Below are 23470 nucleotides of genomic sequence, written 5' to 3' on the forward strand. Positions count from 1 at the left end.
TTGTCCATGATATTAGCGGATCTTCTGAAAATTCCCTGCTTGTCCACATCCAGAGTAATCGCCGGGGAAGAAGGGTTGAACCGCATCGTCTATTCTGTCAACATGATGGACGCTCCGGATATTATCGACTTTTTAAAACCTCAGGAGCTGCTGCTAACCACGGCATATGTCATAAAGGATCGTCCGGAAGCACTGGAATCTCTGGTCTCCAATATGGCCAATGTCGGCTGCGCCGGACTCATGATCAAGACGAAGCGCTTTTTACCGGCAATCCCTATTCGTGTTGTAGAAGTCGCCAATAAGCTGAACTTTCCCATCATTGAGCTTCCTCTGGATTTTTCTCTTGGAGAAATTATGAACCAGTCGCTCAGCTATATTCTCGAAAAAAGTGCCGACGAGCTGCGATACGCTTTAGAAAGCCACAGACATTTCACCAGTATCGTGCTGGAGGGAAAAAGCATTCCGGAGATTGTGCAAGAGCTCTCCAAGTTGCTGGATTCCCCTACACTGCTGTTAAATCATAAACTGGAGCTCATTTCTTCATCCCGACATTTTCAAAGCGCACCTTATATGGCGTTGCTGCCCGTCATCCAGCATGCATTAACGGCCTTGCCGGCCACCCGCTCCACCCAATCTTTGTCCTTGGTGGCGGATGCCGATTCACCATGCCGAAACGTAGCCGTTCACCCTATTCAAACCTATCAGCCTCAAGGATTCCTGATTTCGTTCATTGACAATCCGCCAACCAATAAACATCCCTTAATGGCAATGGAGCAAGCGGCCAACGTGATCAGCTTCGAAATGCTGAAACAGCAGGCGGTAAAGGAACGCTCAAGAAGGTACAAGAATGAATTTTTTTCGGATTTGGTGGAAGGGTTCGTAACCTCCGAACAGGAAGTGATTCATCGGGGAAAAAGATACGGTCTAAACGAACACAGCACCTCTTTGTGTATCGCAGCCAAAAAAGACGCGCCGGCGGAATCAAACGGCATAAACCCCGCTTCGCTTGAAGACAGCAGATTTACGGAGCGCGAGGAACTCTATCAATTAATTAAAAAAGGATTTACGGATCATGGAACGCCCTTTGTCATTTTCACGAAAAACGACCTGTTTGTTGTCATCCTTTCCTATAATCCGAATGAGCCTTATCTTCAAGAAACGGAAATGGAACTGGCGGAGCTATTAAAAAAGATTGCCGATGAGATCTATAAGAGGACTCAGATTGCCGTCTCCTTCGGAGTTGGTAATCCCGTGCAAAAGCTCTTGGATATTTCCGTCACCTACAAAGAAGCGTTCGATGCCCTGCAAACCGGATATCTCAGTAAGAAAAGGATGTTTGTCCAATTCAATCACATTAAAGAATTGGCGGATTTATTACGAATGGTTCCCATAGGAGAGTTGAAGAAATTTTACTTGGACACCTTTCAAGATCTGAAAGGACTGGAGGAAAAAGAACGAAAAGAACTGATGAGAACACTGATGGTCTTTTATGAGAATCATTGCCAAATCGCTGAAACCGCCAAACAGCTTTTTGTTCATCGAAATACCGTTATCTACCGATTGGACAAGTGCGAGCAATTAACAGGACGGAGTTTGCGCACCCCAAGCGATAGTCTTCGCTTCCGGGTCGCTTATCTGATTGAACCTCTACTCCATTAGCTTGATAGAGAAGAACGTTCTCTTTTGCGTTGTATCGAAAGGTTTCTTAACATCTTAAAATCCGAATTCTTATACACACAGGAATTTGAGAGTATTGAACCATTCAAAGTGGAACTAGAAAAATAGATACTACTATAATCACAAACGAATTAAGACAAAACTAAAAGGCATGAGCCCAGTACAGTACCGAACTCATGCCTTAAAGGCAGCTTAACTATATCGTGTCTTGAGGATTACGATTAAACTCCAGGTCCCCAAGGATCTCTTTGTCCTCAACGTTGTCGCGGATAACTTTCTGCACACCGATAGCGCTGTACGAGATAAGGAGAACCACGGCAATGTAGTATCCTTTGACGTTCAATTCAAAGGGCGCATTATATAGTCCAATAAAGAACATTGCATAGCCAATCAATAAACCGATATATGACATGCCAGTAAAGGCTGTCGTATTACGCATTTTATGCTTTGGGTTATCTTGCTGCAAAAATTTGTCTTCTGCGTTGTCTCGGGCAACCTTCTGCACCACAATACAGGTCATCGTTATGAGAACCACACAAAGGATATAGTACCCTTTGACATTAAGCTGCCAATCCGCGTTATAAACCCCAATTGCAAATAAAAACAATCCTGCTGCAAAAGCGAAGTAAGATACAGCTGTAAAAGCAGGTGTATTCCTTCTTTGATATTTTTGATGATTCATATGCGTTTATCCTCCATAGCAACCATTTTTGGTTAATACTTGAACTACTTATAATTTAAATAATTTACCAATATCCTACAAGTACTATCTTTTTTTAGTACCACACTAAGGCCCAGGACAAGCAAAATCAACTCATTGAAAACACTTGCTCTTTGCATTTGGTTGTCGGTGTAGATATTGCCCAGGAGGCTCACGTTGCTCGTTCGGTCAGCTATTGGGGAATTGCACTGGGATCGCCGCTGGAGTTCGGCAACCATGACGAGGGCTTTCAACTGTTCGGTCGTTGGATTCAAGATCTGCTCAAGTCTTACAAGTTGACCAAAGTCATCGTCGGCATGGAACCTCCCCACCTATCGGGATATGTTGCGCAAAATGGACCCGTTCCGTTAGAAAAACCGACCTCCACCCCTTAGTTAGATGTGACGAAGCATGTAAGGGCATAGACCCGTTGAGACATGGGAGCGAGAATCGCTAGGGCTACGTGGAGACGTGCACAATATGGAACAACTTGGGTGTTGGACACCACACCTTTGTTCTCGCATGCCCTTTCTACGGATCTAGCCACCGGCTCCTCCGTGTGACTCTCTTCTCTCATCTTACACAGGGTGAAATCCTGCGAATTCATGAGTCTCAGCGAGGAAACTGAATCATATTGAGGGAGCGTAATAAACTGGAGTTTGAAATTGACGTGAGAAAATAAATTTCATGCCGATGTTATTAGGAATCCCGGGAGGCCACAAGCATCAATTCAAAAAAAAACAGACCATTGGCATGGTCTGCGTGATAGCATTAACGGGTATCACCGTTTAAGCATTGAATCCACTCAAGTCTAATCGAGTCACGGACGTGCCGATGTCCCGTCCGGCAAACGGGCCAACGTCCATTTTGGAAGTACGTTCGTACACGGATACTTCTTTGCTTTTTCTTCATCGATATCGATGCCGAGTCCTGGAAGGTCATTCGGATATACATATCCGTCTTTTTCTACGGGGCATCCGGAGAATACTTCGTAAACTTCTTCCTTGAATCCGTTCCACTCCTGAATACCGAAATTGATGCTGCTTATGTCCAAATGCACGTTTGCGGCATGACCTACCGGAGAAACATCTCCCGGCCCGTGCCACGCAGTGCGGATGCCGAAAGCCTCTGCCATGGACGTCATTTTTTTAGCCGGAGTTATTCCGCCTACTTGGCTAACGTGCACACGGATAAAGTCAATCAAGCGATTGGACATAAGCGGAAGCCATTCATTCGGATTGTTAAACAGTTCCCCCATGGCGATTGGAGTCACCGTATGCTGACGAATCGTGCGATACCATTCGATTTGTTCCGGCGGCAGCGCGTCCTCCAGATAAAACAGCCGGAATGGTTCCATCTGCTTAGCGAACGCGACCGCGTCTATAGGAGACAGCCGTTCATGAACATCGTGCAAAAATTCGATTTCCCAGCCAAGCTTGCCACGCAAGTGCTCGAACAATTCGACGATCCCTCTCATATAAGCCTTCGGATCGTAATAAACGCCGTCCAATGCGTTCTCAGGTTTGATAATTTTTTGGTCCCGACCGCCATATAGCCCCATCTGACAGCGCACATAACGGACGCCCTGTTCCATATAAGACCTTACATTTTCTTCTACCTCTTCTTTGCACGATCCGTCAGCATGCTTGTATATTGCAGCGCCTTCGCGGCATTTGCCGCCAAGCAGCTGATACACCGGTAAACCGGCAATTTTCCCTTTTATATCCCATAACGCCATATCGACGCCCGAAAGAGCATTGTTAAACTCCGGACCATTGCGCCAATAGCCGCTTACCATCGCAGTCTGCCAAATATCCTCGATACGGTGTACGTCTTTTCCGATTAGAAAAGGCTTTAAGTAATCCTCGATAGCTGAGGCAACAGTCAAATATCTTTGGGTAAACGTAGCGCATCCCAAGCCATACAAGCCGGGTTCCGACGTTTCGACTTTGACCACCACCAGGTTGATTCCCTCCGGGGCAGTCAGTATCGTTTTCACATCGCGTATAGTAATCATCTTCGCTGCTCCTATCCGAACATACTCTATTGTTTTACGGCTCCTGCCGTCAGACTGCTGATAAAATACTTTTGCAGGAAAATAAACAGGATGATTAGGGGCAAGCTTGATACAATGGAAGCCGCCATCAAATCGTTCCACACAATCTTATAAAACCCGTTCAATTGACCGATGCCGATCGGCAAAGTTTTCATCTTCTCTGAGGTCGTCAAAATAAACGCAAACATGTATTCGTTCCAACCTACGATGAATGAGTAAATCGCCGTAGCCGCCAAGCCGGGTAACGACAAGGGAAGAATAATCTGCACAAACGTGCGGACCCGGCCGCATCCGTCGATTGTCGCCGCCTCATCCAGCTCCTTAGGTATCCCTTGAAAAAAGCCAAGCATTAACCATGTGCAGAACGGGACTGAAAATGAGATGTACACCAAAATCAAACCCCAATGGGTGTCTACCAGACCAAGCGTTTTCAAAACCTTGTAGAACGGAATCAGCAGCATGATAGACGGAAACATTTGCGTAACGAGCAAAAAGGTCAGGAACGCCCCCTTCCCGCGGAATTGAAAGCGAGATGCCCCGTATCCTGCCAGTGCGGAGAATACTAGGGAGATTCCGGTAGAAACCAGCACAACGATAATACTATTGTAGAAATAAGTACCGAACGGATAATCCTTCCAAATTCGAGAGAAAGCTTCAAAAGTGATGTGTTCCGGGATCCATCTGGGCGGAGTAACCATAACTTCATCCATCGGCTTGAGTGCTGTCGACAGCATCCACAACGTCGGAACCAATACGCATAAGGAAGCAATTGCCAATATTAGATACATGAGCAGGTTGAACAAGCGTCCGTTTCCATTAGTCGTTGTCATTGCCGAACAGCCTCCTGTATAAAAATCCGATTAAGAAGCACACAAAGAACACGATCACTGCCATTGCCGCAGCTTTGCCAAAATCGAAGAACTGGAAGGCTTGCTTGAAAATATCGATGCTGACAACGTTTGTGGCGTCCCCCGGGCCTCCCTCCGTCAGCAGCCAAATCATGGTGAAGTGTTTGAACCACCAGACGGTATCAAGGATCAGTGTGACCACGAGCACCGGAAGCAGACCGGGCAGCGTGACGTAACGGAACGACTGAACCCGATTACAGCCATCGATCTTGGCCGCTTCATACGTGTCCTGCGATATCGACTGAAGCCCGGCGAGGACCATCATCATAACCATCGGGTAACCCTTCCATACGCAAACGATGACGATCGCGATAAAAGCGTAAGATGCGTCACCCAACCAGGAAACCGGACTATCAATCACATGAAGACGCATCAGGATATCGTTGAAGAGGCCGTACATCGGGTTGAACAACCACTTCCACAACAATCCGACTACTACTTCCGGGAGCAGCCAAGGGAGGATTAGAATTGTCCGAAAAATTGTTATGCCCGGCAACTTCATATTCAGTATGAGCCCAAGCACAAGTCCGATCGCGAAGTGACCGATAACGGTAAACAACGTATATTTCAACGTGACTACAATATTTCCGACAAACTGAATGTTTGAAAAAATGCTTACATAATTGTTCAGTGCAACAAAGTCCCATTTGTTGACCAAATTGGTATTAAAAAAGCTAATGTATGCGCCATACAGTAGAGGATACGTAACCAACAACAAGAGCGTAATGGCAGCCGGCAAAATGAAACCATATGCGGCCCACCACTCTTTTTTGACGATTGCGTTCTTCACTGTCCCCCCTCCTTTCTTTTCATGATGCCGCCAGCTTTCTGAAGAAGGAACTCCCTTCTTCAGAAAGCCATCGGTGTAATTTGTATGCTTACTTGCCTTCTTTTGCAATCAATTCATTTGCACGCGCAGCCGCTTTTTTCATGGCTTCGTCAGCCGTTACTTTCGAATTCGAAGCCAAGAGGACTTGATAAGATTCGGCTACGATATCATAGAATTGCGAATACGTAGAAATGGTCGGTGCATGATAAGCGTACTGCAGCGCTTTTACGAATCCGGCCTTATCCGGAGCGCTCAGCGACGGGCTTGATGCCAATTGGGCTTTAGTCGGCAGCGGGCCGGTTGCTTCAGTGAATTTCAGTGCATTTTCATTGTTAAGGAGATACTTCAGGTAATCTGCAGCCACTTCCTTGTTTTTGCTTGTTGCCGAAATGGAATATCCCAGCAGCCCGAATGTTGCAGAGTGCTTTTCTTTCATCGGTATAGGAGCGCTGTACAGTTTTCCTTTCATATCCGGATTTTGCGAGATGATGGTGCCGAGAGCATTCGGTCCGCTGATCAGCATGGCCGCTTTACCGGAGGCGAGCATGCTGGCCGCTTCCGGGAAGCCGGTTTCCGTTACGCCCGGAGGAACCACACCGTATTTATTGTTCAGATCGGTATAAAATTGCAGGGCATCCTTAGCTTTCGCAGTGTCCAAATCAGTTACCCATTTGCCGTTCGCATCTTTGCGGACTTCTTCCGCGCCGAAAGAGCGAAGCACAGGCAGGAAGCGGGTTCCTCCAGATGTATTGCGGGTACCGATCATAGCGAAGCCCCATTGATCCGGTTTGCCGTCGCCGTTAGTATCCTTTGTAAGCTTTTGAGCCGCAGCGAGAAAATCGTCCCAAGTTTCCGGAGCCTTCAGCCCTTCCTTCTCGAACAAGTCCCCCCGATAAATCAATGCTTGAGGCGTCGAGGTCCAAGGAATGAACTGCAGCTTGCCGTCTATGCTGGATTCCTCAATGACATTCGGATAAAATTCCTTCAGATAATCCACCCCGAGGAGCTTGCTCAAATCCTCCGTGGCATTCATTTGATAAACGTTGTACATAAATTCCGGCGTGTTTGTAAAGACGTCCGGCATTTGATTGGCAGCGGCAAGTACAGATATCTTTTTGTACATGTCGTTCATCGATACACCCATGAATTCAATTTTTACATTCGGGTGCTCTTTCATATAAGCTTCCGCTATTTGCTTCTCAATGTCTCCCCCGGGTTTTTCCGTTTGGACAGCGGACATAATGGTCAAAGTAGTTTGCTTAGATCCTGTTCCCGCCGCTCCCGAATCGGAATTCTCCGCTTTTGACGAACAACCGATCATGCTTGCGGTTAAGGCCAAGGTGAGAGTTGCTGTAGTAATGCTTTTCAATTTCATAGTTTACCCTCCAACTTGTTGTCATTTATTTGTTCAAAACGGGGTTGCCTTTATGTAGGAACAGGCAGCGGACCGCTTAAAACCAAATTCAGGTAAAGTCATAACACATATCATGTCATACAAGTATAAAGAAAAAAATCAAAAATGATTTTTTAATTGCGCGATTTTTCGGCGGTTCTCTTCCATCCCGATAGCGATCAGCTCTTTCGCTTTTCCTGCGTCTTTATTACGGATTGCTTCATACTGGGCAATATGCCCCTGCAGGCTTTCTTCGTTAACCCCAAAGACGCGATTTAACTCTTCGAGATAGTAATAGTACGCATCCTTAACTGCATTCATAAGTTTGAGGAACAACTCGTTTTTGGAAGCCCTTACAATTGCGAAGTGAAATTCCAGATCGCTCTGGGAATATTTTACAAAGTCATCTTTGTTCGCAATCATTTTCTGCAAGGCTTGACCGATTTGCTGAATATCCTTCTCCTCCGCCCTCTCAACGGCCAAATCAATACACTTGAACTCAATCGTCTCACGAAATTCCATCATGTCCAAAAATTCTTGTTCGCTTAAGTTCATGACAGGGATGAAGCTATTGAGAATGCTTTCATTTATGGAAGGAGACACAAAGGAGCCCTTTCCATGGTGCGTGGTAATGATACCGACAGCCCTTAGCTTTTGAATAGCGCTTCTGACACTAACGCGGCTGACATTAAACATTTGGCACAGTTCGTTTTCAGACGGTATCTTGTCGCCAGGCTTCCATTTTGCGGTGATAATGTTACTTTTGATCTGATCATAAACCTCATCTACCACATTTTGCTTTTCAATGGCCTTTATAATTATTATCCACCACCGATCTTGTAACTTGTGATACAAGTCTAACAAAAAATTCGAATTCGCACAATATGTATTTTCATGTTTGGTACTTCAGACCTATTAAAACCGTCCTGATTTTAAGTTCTTCTTAACGCCATTAGCGTTTCCGCTGAAGGTTTACTTTTCCCCTTTTCGATCTCACTTAAATTGCCTTGTGATATACCAAGCGAAGCAGCAAATTCAACTTGATTTAGTCTGTTTAGTTTTTCTTAGAACACAAATTTTATCCCCAATCATACAGCACCGTACCTTAATCGTATTTTCACTAATGATGACAAAAAATAGCCCGACAAATCAAGGTTTTTTGACTCATCGGGCTATCTTACTTATGACAAATCTACGTTCCAAACCCGTGACAAACAACGTTCCAATCAGTGCCAAACTGAATTACAACTCACAACAACAGAATAATCGTTCACTTACCCCAGCCGCTGCCGCATCGCCTCAAACAGCACAACCGTCGCCGCCATCGCAGCGTTCAACGACTCGGCCCTTCCGGCCATCGGAATAAGCACGCGCTGCGACGCCAGCCGGTCGACTTCGGGCGACACGCCCTGGCCTTCGTTGCCGATCACGAACCAGGTCGGCGGCCGGAAGTCGCAGTCATAGAGCGGAACAGCGCCCGCCAGGCTCGTACTCGCCACTTGAATGCCGGCGGCCGCGGCTTGCGGCAGCCATTCCCCGAGATCGCCCTGCGCAATCGGAAGATGGAAGAGCGATCCCATCGTGGAGCGCACGGTTTTCGGATTGTACAAATCGACCGTGCCTTTGCCAAGCAATACGCCCGTTGCGCCGACAGCGTCCGCGCTGCGAATGATCGTCCCCAAGTTGCCGGGATCTTGAATGCCGTCGATGACGACAACGAGCCCGTCCGGCAAGCTGGCCTTCATCAAGTCCACCGGCCGCCATGGCAGCTTGGGAACGACGGCGAATACAGGCTGCGGCGTCTGAGTATCGGTACACTTCGCCAGCACCTGTTCCGTCACGGGGACGCACTCGATTCCCGCCGCTTTCGCCTTCCGCAGGAGCGGCGAAACGACGTCGAACCTTTCCGCCGTATACACTAGCGTCTCCGGCATCGACTCGGAGCTCAAAGCCTCCTCCACCAAATGGAGCCCTTCGATCACGAAGCGGCCGATTTTATCCCGCCCTTTGCGGCTTAACAGTTCCGCCCACTGTTTCACGCGCGGGTTTTGCGCCGAACGGATCGTGTCTGCCGCGGCAGCGTTTTGTTCATAATATGATGTCAATTCGAGCAACCTCTATTCCGCGAACGTCTTTTCAAAATGCTGCAGGTCGGTATTTTTGCCGACAATGACGAGTATGTCATTCGCTTGAATTAAATCTTCGGCATGCGGCGCAATATTCATTTTCTCTCCGGTTTTGATCGCCATGACGTTGCAGCCATATTTGGCCCGAATATCCAGCTGCCGCAAGCTGCGCCCGATCATCCTTCCCGAGGCCGCAATTTCAACAATGCTGTAATCTTCGGAAATTTCGATATGATCGATAATATTGGATGAAATCAGATGATGGGCCACGCGTTGTCCCATGTCCCGTTCGGGATAAATCACCTTGTCCGCCCCGACCTTGCGCAGTACCTTGCCTTGAAGCTCGGTTTGGGCCTTCACAATTAAGCGCGGGACCCCGATTTCCTTCACAATAATGGTTGTCAGAATGCTCGCCTGAATGTCTTGGCCGATCGCCACCACGACAACGTCGAAATTGCGCAAGCCCAAGGAACGGAGTGCTTCCTCGTCCGTCGAATCGGCCTGCACCACGTGAGTCACGAGGTTAGCGACCTCTTGTATACGCTGTTCGCTGCTGTCAATGGCCAATACTTCAAAACCAAGGTTGGATAACGTCACAGCTACGCTGGAACCGAAGCGTCCCATGCCGATAACAGCAAATTGTTTTTTCATGCGTTTCCGCCTCCACCGTGCGATTCTGAATCTAAACCTGAGCCTTACTTTCATTATAAATATAAATGCAAACCGAAGTCCAATCGTTCAACGTCCTGCTGAAAAAGGCATGAATCCGAACGATTCGGAGCATATTAATGAAAGTGAAATCGAACGAAAAGCGGAGGGCGGGCATGAATTTGAACTTGAGACAAGCCATCGTACAACGGATGCACGATAAATCGAACGAGGAGCTGATGGGGGTGATCGAGGATTCGATCGACGGGGAAGAACGCGTGCTCCCAGGCCTCGGAGTACTGTTTGAAATCATTTGGAAGAACAGCGAAACCGAAGTGCAAACCCAACTCATCTCAACGTTAAAAGAGCACTTGGCCTAGCCGGTTATAGCTCTTGCCGGGAATGGAAGCAGCCCGACTTTCGCCGTTGCGGCAAAGCCGGGCTTTATGCGTTTAGAACCGCGTTCCCTCAAGCCGGCACGAACGGCGGACGACAAGCCGGGTATCGAGCTTCACCCCGATTGGTTTCATCCGCACGTTATCGTCCGCGTTCAGGCGGCCGATCACTTGTTCGGCCGCGATCCGTCCCATTTCGAAGAAAGGAACGGCCACACTGGAGAGCGGAGGATCGGTCACGCGGGCTGCATCCGAATCGTCGTACCCGATAATCGCATAATCCCGTCCGGGCTGAAACCCATGCTCCCGCAGCCCTTGTATCAACCCGATCGCCATCCGGTCGTTGGAAGCGAATACCGCATCGATCCGCTCAATATGCGGCGCCATAGCCGAGGCGGCTTTGTACCCGCTTGTCCGGCTGTAATTGCCTTCGTAATACAAGCCGGCCGGCATCTCGGCAGGGATGTTCACATGCGCTTCCAGCAGGCCTGCTTCCTTCATCGCTCGAAGATACCCCAACCACCGGTCCCCGCTGTTCGAATACTGAACGGAGCCGTTCAAGAAGGCGATATGCCGGCAGTTCCCTGCAATCAAATGTCGAACCGCCTGATAGCTCCCCTCCACATGATCGGCATCCACCAGATTAAATTCGGCTCCCGGAAAATGCTGATTCACCACGCAATAAGGAAATCCGTTCTCGTGCAGCTTGGCAAGCTCCGCCCGTTCCTGCGCCGTATCCGTGGCGCCTAGCAGAATACAAGCATCCACCTTGTGCGATCGGAACAACCGGCTGTAATCGTTCTCCTCGCCGGGAGTACGGAACATTAACAGCATGTCGTAGCCGGAGTTCCTCGCCTGCTCCCCGATGCCGCTAAGCACCTCGGCAAAATAATAAGTCGAAAATATATGCACTTTGGGCACATACGGAAGCACGACGCCGATGTTCCCGCTGCGCCTTCTGGCGAAGTTTTGGGCAATCGCGTTCGGATGATAATTGAGCGTCTCGGCCGCTTCCAGTACGCGCTGCTTCGTCTTCTCCCTCATCGGTCCGACCCCGTTGAATACCCGGGAAACCGTTGCTTCCGAGACCCCCGCCAGTATGGCGACTTCTTTGCGGGTTACGATGTAGACCACCCCCGTTCTTTATCGCGCTACGCCAGTTGCGCTCATTATCTCTCGCGCGGCCCGCACTGTCAACCTCAATCGTCCGCTCAGGTCCCTCTTCACCGCTTGCCCTGCTACACTATCAATATGCTTGACAGTACGTTACGGCCGTCTGAGTCGGTCCTGCCCAGCCCCCCGGATAAACCAAAAAAAACCTTTCGCCAACCGCTCTTAAAGCAGCGGGGGACGAAAGGTTTTGGCAGATACGCCGTCCCTTACGGGGCCGTCTCCAAAAACTTCAAATTCGGATTTTTCTCCATCGCCGTACGAAGCGCATACTCGTTCTCGAACAGCGCTACATAGTTGTCCTTCTTGTCCTTCACGAGCTGCGAATTGATCCGGAATTTGCCCGGATCGATATCGTCGCCGACGAGCCAGCGAGCGAACTGATACGTCATGCGGGAGAGCTGTACGTCAACCCCGTACTCGCCTTTCATCCGGTACTCGAACACCTCGAACTGGAGCTGCCCGACGACGCCGAGGATCAGATCCTCGAAGCCGATTGTTTTGAACACTTGAATCGTGCCTTCCTCCGTCAGCTGATCCACGCCTTTTTGGAACTGCTTGTGCTTCAAGGCGTTCTTGACCGTCACCTTCGAGAACAGCTCCGGCGAGAACGTCGGCAGCTCGTCGAACTCCAGTCCCGGGGTTTGGCTCAGCGTATCGCCGATGCGGAAGATGCCCGGGTCGAACAGCCCGATAATGTCGCCGGGGTACGCATCCTCGACGATATCGCGGTCCTGTGCGAGAAATTGCTGCGGCTGCGACAGCTTGATGTCTTTACCGACCCGCACGTGCTTGACGCTCATCCCGCGCTCGAATTTGCCTGAGCAAATGCGGAGGAAGGCGATCCGATCACGGTGCGCCGGGTTCATGTTCGCTTGAATTTTGAAAATGTAGCCCGAAAATTTCTCATTCAGCGGGTCGATCTCGCCTACGTTGCTTTTGCGCGATGTCGGTATCGGTGCAAGCTGCAGGAAGTTTTCCAGGAACGTCTGCACCCCGAAGTTGTTGATTGCGCTCCCGAAGAATACCGGGGTCAGTTCGCCGGTACGCACCTTCTCCATATCGAACTCGTCGCCCGCAACATCGAGCAGCTCCAAATCCTGCACGAGCTGCTCGTAGAAAAATTCGCCCGCAATCTCCTTCACGATCGGATCGTCGTAACCGCTGACAGGCTGAACCTGAATTTCACGGTGATCATCGCCCTGGAACAGCTCGACCTGCGTCAGCTTCCGGTCGTACACGCCGCTGAATTGTTTGCCCGAGCCAATCGGCCAGTTCATCGGATAAGAGCGAATGCCGAGCAGGTTCTCCAGCTCCTCGAGCAGCTCAAACGGATTGCGCCCTTCGCGGTCCATCTTGTTAATGAACGTAAAGATCGGAATGCCCCGCTTCCGGCACACCTGGAACAGCTTCTTCGTCTGGGCCTCGACCCCTTTGGCCGAGTCGATCAGCATGACCGCGCTGTCCGCCGCCGTCAGCGTCCGATACGTGTCTTCGCTGAAGTCCTGGTGACCCGGCGTATCCAGAATGTTGACGCGATGACCCTCATAATCGAACTGCATCACGGACGAAGTGACGGAGATTCCGCGCTGCTTCTCGATCTCCATCCAGTCGCTTGTCGCGTGGCGGCTCGCTTTGCGCCCCTTGACCGTACCGGCCAGCCGAATCGCTCCCCCGAATAAGAGCAGCTTCTCGGTTAATGTCGTTTTCCCGGCATCCGGGTGAGAGATGATCGCGAACGTCCGGCGTTTGCGGACTTCCTCCGCTATTTTTCCTTGATTATCGGTACTCATGTCGAATGTAATTCCTTCCTCATTTCGCAAAGTTACAGATGTTTCTTACGCCTTCGTCAGCGGAACCGTCCAATCGGCTTCCTTCAGCCATTGCTTCCCGGTGAAATCCCGGCCGCGAAGCGTGACGCGATCCCGATACACTTGCACATACAAGCCTTGCGACTTCTCTTTATTCACGGTCTCGTATTTGCGGTTCATGACGCGGCCGACCGATGAATTATGAAAATAATGAAAGCTTTCCCTCACATAATGTTCAATAGTCCCTTGAAAATCCTGATGACTGTGCCCGCAGAATACGAATACGTTCTTATAAGGCTTCAATATTTCACGAAAACGATTCGCAGGAATCAGCTGATGCGTTTTGCCGTCGCGGCCTGCTGGCGGAAGCGGCTGATGCGTCATAATGAACACCGGCTTGCCGTCCTTGTGTGCGGCCAGACGCTCCTCCAGCCAGGCGAGCTGCTCCTCGGAATACCAAGCGCCCTCGCCGACCTCCGGTTTCTCCTGCACATACGTTTCCTGCGACAGCAGAATGACGTGATGTCCCTGCACCCACACGTCATGGTACGGCTTAGACAAGCCGAAGAACGCTTGAAACCGCTCGCGCGACTGCCAATCGGTTTTGCCGTTCGGCATCGTATCTTTATTAAATCGGCCGAATCGATCAATCCAAACGTCATAGTAATCGTGGTTGCCCATGTTAGCGTACAGAGGCGGCAGCTTGTACGCCGATAGCAGCTTGCTTAGCCCCTTATACTCTTTCTCGCTGCCGTACTCGGTCAAGTCGCCCGTAAGCGCGATCGCGTCAACCGGCCCCCCGAGCTCCTGAATGTCTTCGAGCGCTTTCTTCAAATTCCGGATCGTATGCGGATCGGCTTCCGAAACATGCAAATCGCTCAGCACCATCAACGAAAACAGCGGCGCATTCGGATCGCCCCCCGCTTGCGGCTCCGGCTTGCCCGTTTGAGGGGCGTCCACCGAACCTTTCGCGGCTCCCGGCGCTCTGGACGCTTCTTGCGTGGCAACAACCTTCTGCAGCAGCTTGACGAGCCCAGCGAGCGCCGTCGCAATCAGAGCGAGCATGGCGAGCATCCACCCGATAAAAGCGCGTCTGGACACGCAGAACCCCCCTTACCTAACGTCAACACTTACTCTCCATCATAACATACTTCACGAAATGAAAAAAAGAGACTGCCCGGCGCGAAGCTTCCCCGCAGCCTGACAGCCTGTCCTTCGTTTATACTGTAGCAAAAATGTCCGCGCCGGCGTCTCCCCGGGTATCTGGAGAGCTCCAAGGGCTTCCGTACGAACCCCTATGTCCGGGTCCGGCGCTCCAACGGCCTCGGACAAGTTCATTTCCGTTGTGGCGCTGCTTGCTTAACGCTGTACGAATTCCCAAGCCACTTCGCCTTCGTCTTGACCGTTGACCGGCCACCAGCGGAAACCGTCTTCTTCGACCAGCTTCCGGCCGCGTTCCGGTCCCCATGTGCCGGCCGGGTACGACTGCAGGTCATCGGACCGTTCGCTCCATGCTTGCGCAATCTGGTCGACGTACTTCCAGGCGAGCGCCACTTCATCCCAACGAGTGAAGTAGGTGGAGTCTCCGCGGGCGGCGTCATGCAATAGACGCTCATACGCTTCCGGAGTATTCAAGCCGACTTGGCAGCTTTGGCAGAAGTCCATCGCCACCGGCACGATCGTGCCCTCCGAGCCCGGTTGTTTGGCGTTCATTTTGAAATAAATGCCTTCCATCGGGTTGACGCGGAACACGAGCAGGTTCGGCTCCAGCTTGTGCTTCTTGGCCAAATATACATTATTCGGCACATTCTTGAACTCGACCACAACTTCAGTCGTTTTCACGGGAAGCCGCTTGCCTGTACGAATGTAGAACGGCACGCCGGCCCATCGGAAATTATCCACGAACACGCGCGCGGCAAAATACGTTTCGGTGTTCGAATGCGGATTTACTTTGTCCTCCTCGCGGTAACCGGGGAGCGCCTGTCCTTTCAGCGTTCCCGCCGCATATTGACCGCGGACGGTATGGGCGCGCACCTCATCGGACGATTCAAATCCCCGCAAGCTGCGAAGTACCTTCACCTTCTCGTCCCGGATACTTTCCGGGTGCATCCGTCCCGGGGGCTCCATGGCCATGATCGCAAGCATTTGGAGCATATGATTCTGACCCATGTCGCGCAGTGCGCCGGAACGGTCGTAGTAACCGCCGCGCTCTTCCACCCCGACCGTTTCGCTCAGCGTAATTTGAATGTTGGCAATATATTTATTGTTCCACAGCGGCTCGAAGAACGCATTCGCGAACCGAACCACGTTGATATTCTGCACCATTTCTTTTCCGAGGTAGTGGTCAATGCGGTAAATATCCTTCTCATCGAACACTTGGCGGATTTCGGCGTTCAGCTTCTCGGCGGATTTCAAGTCGTAGCCGAACGGCTTCTCGATGACCAGCCGGTGCCAGCCGCCGGTTTCCTGCAGGCCGCCGGCCTTCAGGTTATGCGACACGCTGCCGAACAGTTCCGGCGACAGCGCCAGGTACGATAACCGGTTGCCGCCGATTTCGAATTTGGCGTCGAGCTTATCGGTCAGGCTGCGCAGCTCGCGAAACCCTTCCACGTTGTTGATGTCGAGCGACATGTATTCGAAATGCTCGGCGAAGGACTCCCACTGCTCGTCCTTCGTTACATTGTAGCGCGCGAACTCTTTGATCGAATCCAGCACGTCTTGACGGAATTCCGCATTGGAACGCGGACGGCGCGCGAGGCCGACGACGGCGAATTTATCGCCCAGCTTCCGCTCGCGGTATAAACTGTAGAAAGCCGGGAACAGCTTACGACGAGCCAAATCCCCAGTCGCTCCAAAAATTAAAAACACAGCATTCGTCATAATTTCCCTCATTCTTTCTCTTAGTATATAGGGTGGAAAAAACGCCTATCCTGCTTTTCCCTTTAGCATAACCAAAATGAGAACGAGTTTCAATACTCTGTCGTAATGACAGGTGTGCCGAGCGTCAGCCGCCAGTCGCCCGATTGCGAATCGCAGCGCAGGGCCGCCTGCAGATGAAGCTTCCGATCGCCGCTCCAGACGAATTCGTTCAGCTCCGGCGACGCGTACGAGACGCTGACCGTGCCTCTGTCCTCGTAACGCTCCTCCGCCTTCGCTGCCAGCTCCCGCTCCACCGTGCGGAGCGCGGCTTCCGCGCCTTGCGCGCTCGGGTCGGCAAGGCCGCCCTGCACCATTACGTTCCATGAGGCATCCCACTCCAGCCCCTCTACAGCGGCGTCCAATCGCTGCTGTAGAGCGACCGCTTCCGCGGCTCCGGCCGCAGGGAGCGTCTCACATTCCGTCTTCACGATCGCGTAAAACTCGCCGGCATTCAGCGAGGTAAGCAGCAGCGTCTGCTTGCAGCCGCCCGCTGCACCCTCCTGGCGGTATACGGCGTGCCCTTGCTGCTCTGTGAGGGCGGCGGCTGGAGTCATGCCAAGCCGTTCGCTCCACAATTGCCCGTCGGCGAGCAGATCGGCTTCGCCGGATACGGGGAGGTAAGCGCCTGTCTTTTTCATCGTCAGCTTGACGGTTGCTGCAGGATCCATGACTTGCTTCGCGGTCGTCAAGAGCTTGATGATGTCGGCATAGGCCCCTGCCTTGCCCGCCGTTCCCGCCGCCGGCAGCGCCGCCTGCGTGCGCAGTACCGCCAAACATCCGATTGCCGCCAACGCCAGCAGAGCCATCATCCCGAACTTCCGCATCGCGTATCCCGTCCTTTTGTTCCGAATCTATCAATCTATTGACCAGCATGGCCGGAATCCATAGATTGTATACCCCGCGCCCGCAAAAATAGGCAGTCGCCCCCGGGCATTCGTCTAGGACAGCGGTACAAAAGCCGCATAGTCTGAAGTGTAGGCTTCCAGCAAGCCATGACGGAGGTGAATGTACGCATGAAACCGATCTATCCGATAGGCGAAGCGGGGTGCAGGCCGCATTACGGCAAGCCGGTCTGCGTGATTTTGAAGAACGGTACCGAAATCTTCGGGACGCTGATCGGCGTCAAGAAAGGCGAGCTAATTCTCAGTTACGACGAAGAAGAGGCGGTCGCTCCAGCTTCCGGCCCAACCAGGAGCAGCCGACGCTCGCCGAAGAAGAAAGCCCCCGCTTCCGGCAAAAGAGCCGGGAAAGGAACCGCCGCCGAGCATATCGCGCAGGCATCCGCTCATCCGTTCGGCCCCTCCCCTTACCCGGCGTATCCCGTTTCCGTTCTTCAGCACGGCCGCCGAGTCGTTCTCGACATTGGACTGGTTGGGCTGTTATTCACACTCGCTTAATTGCAAAAAACCAAGTCTCCGAGGCTCGCAAGCGAAGCGAACGGCAGACTTGGTTTTTCATTACATTGACTTCCTCATCAAGAAACAACGCATATGCGGATCGTAATAAATCGACGTGTACCCTAACCGTTCATAGAAGCCCCGGGCCCGCCCGTTCGCTTCGTCGACCCACAGGGTCACTTCGGGCAGTCCCAATTCCTGCGCCTTCCGTTCCACGTATAACATTAAACGTTTGCCAATCCCCTTTCCCTGATACCGGGGATCGACTGCGAGCATATCGACCGACAACCGTTCGCGGTCTGCTATTAGCGCGATAAATCCGACCGGAACGCGTCCGGCCGTTGTTTCCACGTACGTCACGCCCTGGCTCAGCCGCTTTCGCAGAAGAGATCGACTGACTCGAGCGCTCGGTAGCGTCTGTTTGGCGAAAGGTAGCAGCTCTTTCTGGACAAGCTGATAAATCACGCCGTCGTCGCGCCGAGGAATTCGTTTGCGGATCATCCGTCAAACCGCCTTTCCCTAGCTGAAGCTTTTCCTCCATCGTATGTAGGGAACGGAAGAAAGGTTAGGGCGGACAACCCGTTTATTTTTTATACTTTTTGCCTACGAATCGCAGGAACGCAACACAAATCACCAACACGCCCGCTATCACGATCACTTGTACCGCATTCATCCGAACGAGCTCCTTTTGACCGAAATTTGATTTTTTATGTTACTCCAATTACTCGGCCGGTGTCAAGTGAAATGATTTACGAGCAAAGCCCCAATGGTTTATAATGGAAATAAGCATCTGGAGGGATAGGGGGCCGGACATGATTACACCACCAATTACACGAGTATTCCGCCCGTATGAGGTGCATGCCCAGTGGTATGCGTACGAACAGTCGCAGTCCAAAGCCGTCGGCTCGGTGAAGCCGAAACCGCCGGGCTTGCCCGTTATGCTTTGGCCCCAACATCGATTCGAGCAATTCGCGCGAAGGACGTCCGCCGATCTCGCGAACGTGTTGACCGCGGCCGGGAAAGCCGGACAAGCCGTCGAGGCGGCCAAACAAGCCGCGACCACGACGGAACCTGACGGCTTGCCGGAAGCCGCCGAGCATATGGTCGAGGGATTCAATCGACTGTCCGGCGCTTTAAGCGATGCCGGCAGCCTGTTAAAGCCGGCTGTCCGCAAATGGGCGTCCCGCCTCCCGTTCGGCGACCTGGAGCGCATCGGCATCGTCCGGCAGCCGGACGTCGTTGCCGGCACGCTGACCGGCAGCGGCGGCTTCGCCGATCGGCTGGCAGCAGCGGCTGACCGTCTGCAATCGCTCGCCGCGTCGAGCCTGATTGACCGGCAGCAGGACGAATACCGCGCGTTCAGCAGCTACACGGTCAGCCCGGACAGCGGCTTGCAGACGTATTTATCCGTGCCGCTAACCGGCACGCTGTTGGATGTGTCCAGGTAAGGAGAGCCCTTGCGCCCGCCTCGCGATCAGAGGCGGGACGCTCCGTCAGGCGCCTGTCGCCCCTGCCGCCGCTTGGCGCACGCGCAGCGCATGCCGGATCGTCTCCTTTTTCACACGGTCGGCTTTATCCGCTTCAGCCTCCATAAAGAAATCGTCGGATTGATATAAGGAAAGCAGCGTGTTCTCGGCTGCCCGTCTCGCGGCGTCCTCCCGCTGCAGCAAATAATGCGCAATTTGATAACTGTATACCTCGTAACGCTTCAATACTTCCGCCTTCTCCCCGAACGACAGCCGTTTCGTCGGTTGGTGTCGTTTCTGTGCAGCCAAGCCTTTCATTTTCGGCAAGTCATCTCCTCTCCAAGCCGCAAAGAACGCATTCGTCCTCTAAGTAATATGACGAATGAGCGGCTGGAAAGCATTCACTTCTAAAGAAATCTTAAGAAATACAGAAGCCCCGACGGCATTTGTTCCGTCAGGGCTTCCTATTGTTATGCAACATGGTTACCGGCCGCATCTTGTCTCATTTTACCCAATCTATCGACCACGCTTCAATACCGCGAATGACAGGTTCCAGGGCGCGCCCCTTCTCCGTTAATGAATATTCGATGCGAACCGGCGTTTCCGGGAATACTTCCCGTAACACGATTCCTTCCTGCTCCAAATCCTTTAGCCTTTCGGACAGCAGTCTTCCGCTGATGGGCAATGCCGCTTCAATCGTGCAAAACCGCTGACGGCCCGAAAGCAGCTGATAAATGATGAGCACGGCCCACCGTTTACTGAGGATTTGCGACGCTTTTTCCATCCGGGGACATAACGTCGACTCGTTCATAAGGCTTCACCTCACTCTTAGTACTAGTATAACCGAAATAAACTAAAAATTATATAGTTAAACTTCATTAATTAGTTACTTGACATATTTAAGTTATTATCTTAAACTAACTTACATAAAGTAACCTAAAACGAACGCACTTGAAGGAGGTCCCCTTAATGGTACCATCGTTATTTTTAGCCCACGGTTCACCGATGCTGGCCATCGAGCAAACCGAATACGCCGCATTTCTCGCTCAACTGGCCCAGCGCATCCGTCCGAAAGCTATCGTTATTTTCACCGCGCATTGGGAAACTGAAGTGACGACGATTTCCTCGTCGGACGACGTATACGACACCATCTACGATTTCTACGGCTTCCCCGACGAACTGTACAAGATTCGTTATTTAGCCAGAGGCTCCTCCATCGTTGCTGCGAACGTGAAGGAGCGGCTGGAGAAGAACGGCATCGCCGTACAAACCGACACGACGCGCGGCCTCGACCACGGCTCCTGGACGCTGCTGCACCGGATGTACCCCGAAGCTGACATACCGGTCGTACAGGTTTCGGTCAATCCGTACACCGCGCCCCGCGAGCAATACCGGATCGGTGAAGCGCTCCGCGGCCTCGGCGACGAAGACATCCTCGTGATCGGCAGCGGTGTCACCGTGCATAACCTTCGCATCATCAAGTGGGGCCAAACGACACCCGAGCCTTGGGCTGTCGAATTCGACGAGTGGCTGCTCGGACGCCTGGAGCAAGACGATCAGGAAGCGCTGTTCGACTATGCCGCGCAAGCCCCTCACGCCCGCCTCGCTGTTCCGCGCGCGGAGCATTTCGTGCCCTTCTACATCGCATGGGGCAGCGGAAATCCGCAAAGAAAGCCGTCGGTCATTCACCGCAGCTACGATTTGGGCACGCTCAGTTATTTGAGCCTTGAATTTTAATCCTAAGGGAGAGAAACAGTCATGAATAGAAATGTCGAAATCGGACAACTCATTTTACGCATAGGCTTGGGCCTCACCTTCATGATCCACGGTTACTTGAAATTTGCCGGAGGCATCGCCAATGTTTCCGGCTGGTTCGAAAGCATCAGTCTCCCTGGCTTCATGGCCTATGTGGTCGCTTTGGTCGAGCTGATCGGCGGCTTCGCGGTGATCCTCGGACTTGGAACCCGAATCATTTCCGCGCTGTTCACGATCATTATGCTGGTCGCCCTGTTTAAAGTAAAGCTTGCCGCAGGCTTTACGGGCAGTGCTCAAGCGGCCGGATATGAGCTTGAAATCGTACTGCTGGCCATGTCCGCAGCACTTGCCTTCAGCGGCAGCCAGTTGCTCTCCGTCGAGAGATTGCTCCTGAAAACGATGTTCGGCGATCAGTTCGAAGATCGCCGCGCCGCTTAAGCCAACAGCAAATCCCCGTTCCTGCAGCCTCCGCGCTGACGGATACGGGGATTTTTGTGTGTTTGCTATTCCACCAAGCCCTGCTTAAACGCATAGATGGCCGCTTGAGTCCGATCCTCGACGCCAAGCTTAGCGAGTATATTCGTCACATGAAACTTCACCGTTTTCACGCCGATGAACAGCTCGTCTGCGACATCCTGGTTCGATTTGCCCGAAGCGATCAGCCGCAGCACTTCCATCTCGCGATCGGTCAGCTCCTCGTGCGGCATCGCCGCCTGCTTCGGCTGCCGGAACCGGTTCATCAGTTTGGAAGCGACTTGTGATTCAAGCACCGACTGCCCTTTAACGGCCGACCGGATAGCTTGGGCGATTTCTGCCGCGCGCGACGTTTTGAGCAAATAGCTGAACGCTCCCGCTTCTATGACCGGATAAATTTTCTCGTCGTCGATAAAGCTCGTCAGCACGATCACTTTACAATCCGGGTGCTGCTCCAGCAGACGGCGCGTCGTTTCGATCCCGTCCATCCCTTCCATCACCAAATCCATCAGCACCACATCAGGACGGTATTCGAGCGCCAGCCGAATGCCTTCCTGACCGCTGCTTGCCTCGCCCACCACCTCGATATCGTCTTCCGTACCGAGCACGGCCGCTAGCCCGATCCGCACCATCTCATGGTCGTCGACTAGCAGCACTTTAATCGTCGTCTCTTCCATTCTGAGTCCCTCCCTCCGCCATAATCGGAATTCTGATCTCGATCCGCGTGCCTTTGCCCGGCGCCGTCAATAAATTCATCGAGCCGCCGATTTCGTTCACGCGTTCATTCATCGTAACTATACCATAGGACGCTTGCTTCCTCATATCCAAATCGAAGCCGACGCCATTATCCCGGATCAGCAGCCGCACCGCATCGGCGGAAGGCTGCGTGAGCCGTACTTCAAGCTTCGTCGCCTTCGAGTGGCGCAGCGCATTCGACATCGCTTCCTGGGCGATCCGGAACAGATGGTCCTCGATGCCCTTGGGCAGCTTAATATCGTCCGACAGCTCCCAATCCATCTCCATCGGCACTTTCGCCGCGAGCTCCTGCATCAGCTCGACCAGTCCCTCCGACAAGCGCTTGCCCTCCAGGTGAACGGGCCGCAAATGCAGCAGCAGCGCGCGCATCTCCGATTGGGCAACCGACGCCATCTCTTCAATAAGATGGATCTGCCGCTGCGCTTTGTCGAAATCTTTATCCAGCGTCCGCCCGACCGCCGTCGCCGTCATCGAGATTGCGAACAGCTGCTGGCTGACCGCATCGTGCAGTTCGCGTGCCAGCCTCTGCCTTTCCTCGACGATAGCCGAATATTTAGCCTTTTGCGCCAATTGGGCGTTGTTGTTGGACAGCCGCTGCAGCGAAGAGACCTGCTCTTCCCATTTCTTCGTTATTTGATTAAGCTGCTCCCCGAGGCGTCCGATCTCGTCCTCGCCTAACGGCGGCACCGCGCGGCTCAAGTTTCCTTTTTCCAGCAGCAGCATCACTTCCCGAAGCTGTTCGAGCCTGCGGTTGATACGCGTAGAGTACCACAGCCCGTAAGAGCCGCCGAGGATGATCGTAATGGAGATCAACGTCAAACTGAGGCTCACGCCTTCTTTCCACGACTCAAAAGGACGAATATACCCGTTCGCCTGGAGAAAGTACACGATAACGGCAAACAAAATAAGGCTGAGCCCGATGGACTCCGCCATACTTCGCCATATCATGTTGGTCAGACGTTTCTCATGTCCGTCCATGCCGCTTCCTCC

24 protein-coding genes and 3 pseudogenes are annotated in these 23470 nt (G+C 52.2%); 8 read left to right on the top strand and 19 right to left on the bottom strand.

Annotated features, from left to right (window positions below):
• The first annotated feature begins 6 nt into the window (after nucleotides 1-6).
• The gene (locus PVA01S_RS14345; RefSeq protein WP_164751839.1) at nucleotides 7-1659 is read left to right on the top strand and encodes a PucR family transcriptional regulator; all 1653 of its coding nucleotides are present in this window, start codon (nucleotides 7-9) and stop codon (nucleotides 1657-1659) included.
• A 33-nt stretch (nucleotides 1660-1692) separates the two neighbouring features.
• A pseudogene (locus PVA01S_RS14350) lies at nucleotides 1693-1873 on the top strand (IS3 family transposase); the annotation flags it as partial.
• Here PVA01S_RS14350 and PVA01S_RS14355 read toward each other — a convergent pair.
• Nucleotides 1874-2359, bottom strand: coding sequence for a YiaA/YiaB family inner membrane protein (locus PVA01S_RS14355; RefSeq protein WP_127608183.1), 486 nt, complete (start codon nucleotides 2357-2359; stop codon nucleotides 1874-1876). It abuts the pseudogene before it with no gap.
• A 134-nt stretch (nucleotides 2360-2493) separates the two neighbouring features.
• On the opposite strand from PVA01S_RS14355, the pseudogene PVA01S_RS27735 reads away from it, so the two are divergent.
• Nucleotides 2494-2703: pseudogene (locus tag PVA01S_RS27735) on the top strand (IS110 family RNA-guided transposase); the annotation flags it as partial.
• A gap of 494 nt (nucleotides 2704-3197) precedes the next feature.
• Here the strand turns inward: PVA01S_RS27735 and PVA01S_RS14365 are convergent.
• The 8 genes and pseudogenes from PVA01S_RS14365 to PVA01S_RS14400 form a co-directional block, all read right to left on the bottom strand.
• Nucleotides 3198-4394, bottom strand: coding sequence for an enolase C-terminal domain-like protein (locus PVA01S_RS14365; RefSeq protein WP_127608184.1), 1197 nt, complete (start codon nucleotides 4392-4394; stop codon nucleotides 3198-3200).
• Between the two features lie 26 nt (nucleotides 4395-4420).
• Nucleotides 4421-5263: a carbohydrate ABC transporter permease gene (locus PVA01S_RS14370; protein ID WP_127608185.1), complete on the bottom strand. Its 843-nt coding sequence runs from the start codon at nucleotides 5261-5263 to the stop codon at nucleotides 4421-4423.
• Nucleotides 5250-6131, bottom strand: coding sequence for a carbohydrate ABC transporter permease (locus tag PVA01S_RS14375; RefSeq protein WP_127608186.1), 882 nt, complete (start codon nucleotides 6129-6131; stop codon nucleotides 5250-5252). The genes PVA01S_RS14370 and PVA01S_RS14375 overlap by 14 nt, the downstream gene beginning before the upstream one ends.
• Nucleotides 6132-6219: 88 nt before the next feature.
• Entirely contained in the window at nucleotides 6220-7545 is a 1326-nt protein-coding gene (locus tag PVA01S_RS14380; protein ID WP_127608187.1) for an ABC transporter substrate-binding protein, read from the bottom strand.
• Between the two features lie 138 nt (nucleotides 7546-7683).
• Nucleotides 7684-8355, bottom strand: coding sequence for a FadR/GntR family transcriptional regulator (locus PVA01S_RS14385; RefSeq protein WP_244932962.1), 672 nt, complete (start codon nucleotides 8353-8355; stop codon nucleotides 7684-7686).
• 140 nt (nucleotides 8356-8495) lie between these two features.
• Nucleotides 8496-8603, bottom strand: a pseudogene (locus tag PVA01S_RS14390) (helix-turn-helix domain-containing protein); the annotation flags it as partial.
• A gap of 234 nt (nucleotides 8604-8837) precedes the next feature.
• Nucleotides 8838-9668: a TrmH family RNA methyltransferase gene (locus PVA01S_RS14395; RefSeq protein WP_127608188.1), complete on the bottom strand. Its 831-nt coding sequence runs from the start codon at nucleotides 9666-9668 to the stop codon at nucleotides 8838-8840.
• 12 nt (nucleotides 9669-9680) lie between these two features.
• Nucleotides 9681-10340 carry a potassium channel family protein gene (locus PVA01S_RS14400; protein ID WP_127608189.1) on the bottom strand — a complete coding sequence of 220 codons (660 nt, stop codon included), beginning with the start codon at nucleotides 10338-10340 and terminating at the stop codon, nucleotides 9681-9683.
• Nucleotides 10341-10513: 173 nt separating this feature from the next.
• Here PVA01S_RS14400 and sspI point away from each other — a divergent pair, with 173 nt between their 5' ends.
• Nucleotides 10514-10717, top strand: coding sequence for a small acid-soluble spore protein SspI (gene sspI / locus PVA01S_RS14405; protein ID WP_054796194.1), 204 nt, complete (start codon nucleotides 10514-10516; stop codon nucleotides 10715-10717).
• Nucleotides 10718-10789: 72 nt separating this feature from the next.
• On the opposite strand, the gene PVA01S_RS14410 is transcribed toward sspI, so the two are convergent.
• From PVA01S_RS14410 to PVA01S_RS14430, 5 genes are all read right to left on the bottom strand, one after another.
• Nucleotides 10790-11857: a LacI family DNA-binding transcriptional regulator gene (locus tag PVA01S_RS14410; protein WP_127608209.1), complete on the bottom strand. Its 1068-nt coding sequence runs from the start codon at nucleotides 11855-11857 to the stop codon at nucleotides 10790-10792.
• A gap of 254 nt (nucleotides 11858-12111) precedes the next feature.
• Nucleotides 12112-13695, bottom strand: coding sequence for a peptide chain release factor 3 (locus PVA01S_RS14415; RefSeq protein ID WP_127608190.1), 1584 nt, complete (start codon nucleotides 13693-13695; stop codon nucleotides 12112-12114).
• Between the two features lie 45 nt (nucleotides 13696-13740).
• On the bottom strand, nucleotides 13741-14814 hold the full coding sequence (locus PVA01S_RS14420; RefSeq protein WP_164751840.1) for a metallophosphoesterase family protein: 1074 nt from the start codon (nucleotides 14812-14814) through the stop codon (nucleotides 13741-13743).
• Between the two features lie 258 nt (nucleotides 14815-15072).
• Nucleotides 15073-16593: a glucose-6-phosphate dehydrogenase gene (gene zwf / locus PVA01S_RS14425; RefSeq protein WP_127608191.1), complete on the bottom strand. Its 1521-nt coding sequence runs from the start codon at nucleotides 16591-16593 to the stop codon at nucleotides 15073-15075.
• Between the two features lie 89 nt (nucleotides 16594-16682).
• On the bottom strand, nucleotides 16683-17456 hold the full coding sequence (locus tag PVA01S_RS14430; protein ID WP_054796159.1) for a YwmB family TATA-box binding protein: 774 nt from the start codon (nucleotides 17454-17456) through the stop codon (nucleotides 16683-16685).
• A gap of 189 nt (nucleotides 17457-17645) precedes the next feature.
• On the opposite strand from PVA01S_RS14430, the gene PVA01S_RS14435 reads away from it, so the two are divergent.
• Entirely contained in the window at nucleotides 17646-18029 is a 384-nt protein-coding gene (locus tag PVA01S_RS14435) for an LSm family protein (RefSeq protein ID WP_054796158.1), read from the top strand.
• A 60-nt stretch (nucleotides 18030-18089) separates the two neighbouring features.
• On the opposite strand, the gene PVA01S_RS14440 is transcribed toward PVA01S_RS14435, so the two are convergent.
• Nucleotides 18090-18530: a GNAT family N-acetyltransferase gene (locus PVA01S_RS14440; protein ID WP_054796157.1), complete on the bottom strand. Its 441-nt coding sequence runs from the start codon at nucleotides 18528-18530 to the stop codon at nucleotides 18090-18092.
• A gap of 311 nt (nucleotides 18531-18841) precedes the next feature.
• On the opposite strand from PVA01S_RS14440, the gene PVA01S_RS14445 reads away from it, so the two are divergent.
• Nucleotides 18842-19477, top strand: a complete 636-nt coding sequence (locus PVA01S_RS14445; protein WP_127608192.1) for a hypothetical protein — start codon at nucleotides 18842-18844, stop codon at nucleotides 19475-19477.
• Between the two features lie 45 nt (nucleotides 19478-19522).
• On the opposite strand, the gene PVA01S_RS14450 is transcribed toward PVA01S_RS14445, so the two are convergent.
• A complete protein-coding gene (locus tag PVA01S_RS14450; protein WP_127608211.1) occupies nucleotides 19523-19813 on the bottom strand; it encodes a hypothetical protein in 291 nt (96 codons plus the stop codon).
• Nucleotides 19814-19997: 184 nt separating this feature from the next.
• Nucleotides 19998-20306 (bottom strand): winged helix-turn-helix transcriptional regulator, encoded by a 309-nt coding sequence (locus PVA01S_RS14455; protein WP_054796155.1) that lies wholly within the window; start codon nucleotides 20304-20306, stop codon nucleotides 19998-20000.
• A gap of 158 nt (nucleotides 20307-20464) precedes the next feature.
• Between PVA01S_RS14455 and PVA01S_RS14460 the strand changes: the two genes are divergently transcribed.
• Together PVA01S_RS14460 and PVA01S_RS14465 are read left to right on the top strand one after the other, a co-directional pair.
• Entirely contained in the window at nucleotides 20465-21232 is a 768-nt protein-coding gene (locus tag PVA01S_RS14460) for a DODA-type extradiol aromatic ring-opening family dioxygenase (RefSeq protein ID WP_054796154.1), read from the top strand.
• Nucleotides 21233-21253: 21 nt separating this feature from the next.
• Complete coding sequence (locus PVA01S_RS14465) at nucleotides 21254-21688, top strand: DoxX family protein (RefSeq protein ID WP_054796153.1); 435 nt, start codon at nucleotides 21254-21256, stop codon at nucleotides 21686-21688.
• A 65-nt stretch (nucleotides 21689-21753) separates the two neighbouring features.
• Here PVA01S_RS14465 and PVA01S_RS14470 read toward each other — a convergent pair whose 3' ends face one another.
• On the bottom strand, nucleotides 21754-22401 hold the full coding sequence (locus PVA01S_RS14470) for a response regulator (protein ID WP_127608193.1): 648 nt from the start codon (nucleotides 22399-22401) through the stop codon (nucleotides 21754-21756).
• A complete protein-coding gene (locus PVA01S_RS14475) occupies nucleotides 22382-23458 on the bottom strand; it encodes a HAMP domain-containing sensor histidine kinase (RefSeq protein WP_127608194.1) in 1077 nt (358 codons plus the stop codon). The genes PVA01S_RS14470 and PVA01S_RS14475 overlap by 20 nt, the downstream gene beginning before the upstream one ends.
• Nucleotides 23459-23470 lie beyond the last annotated feature (12 nt).

Source organism: Paenibacillus validus NBRC 15382 (genome assembly GCF_004000985.1).
GTDB lineage: Bacteria > Bacillota > Bacilli > Paenibacillales > NBRC-103111 > Paenibacillus_G > Paenibacillus_G validus.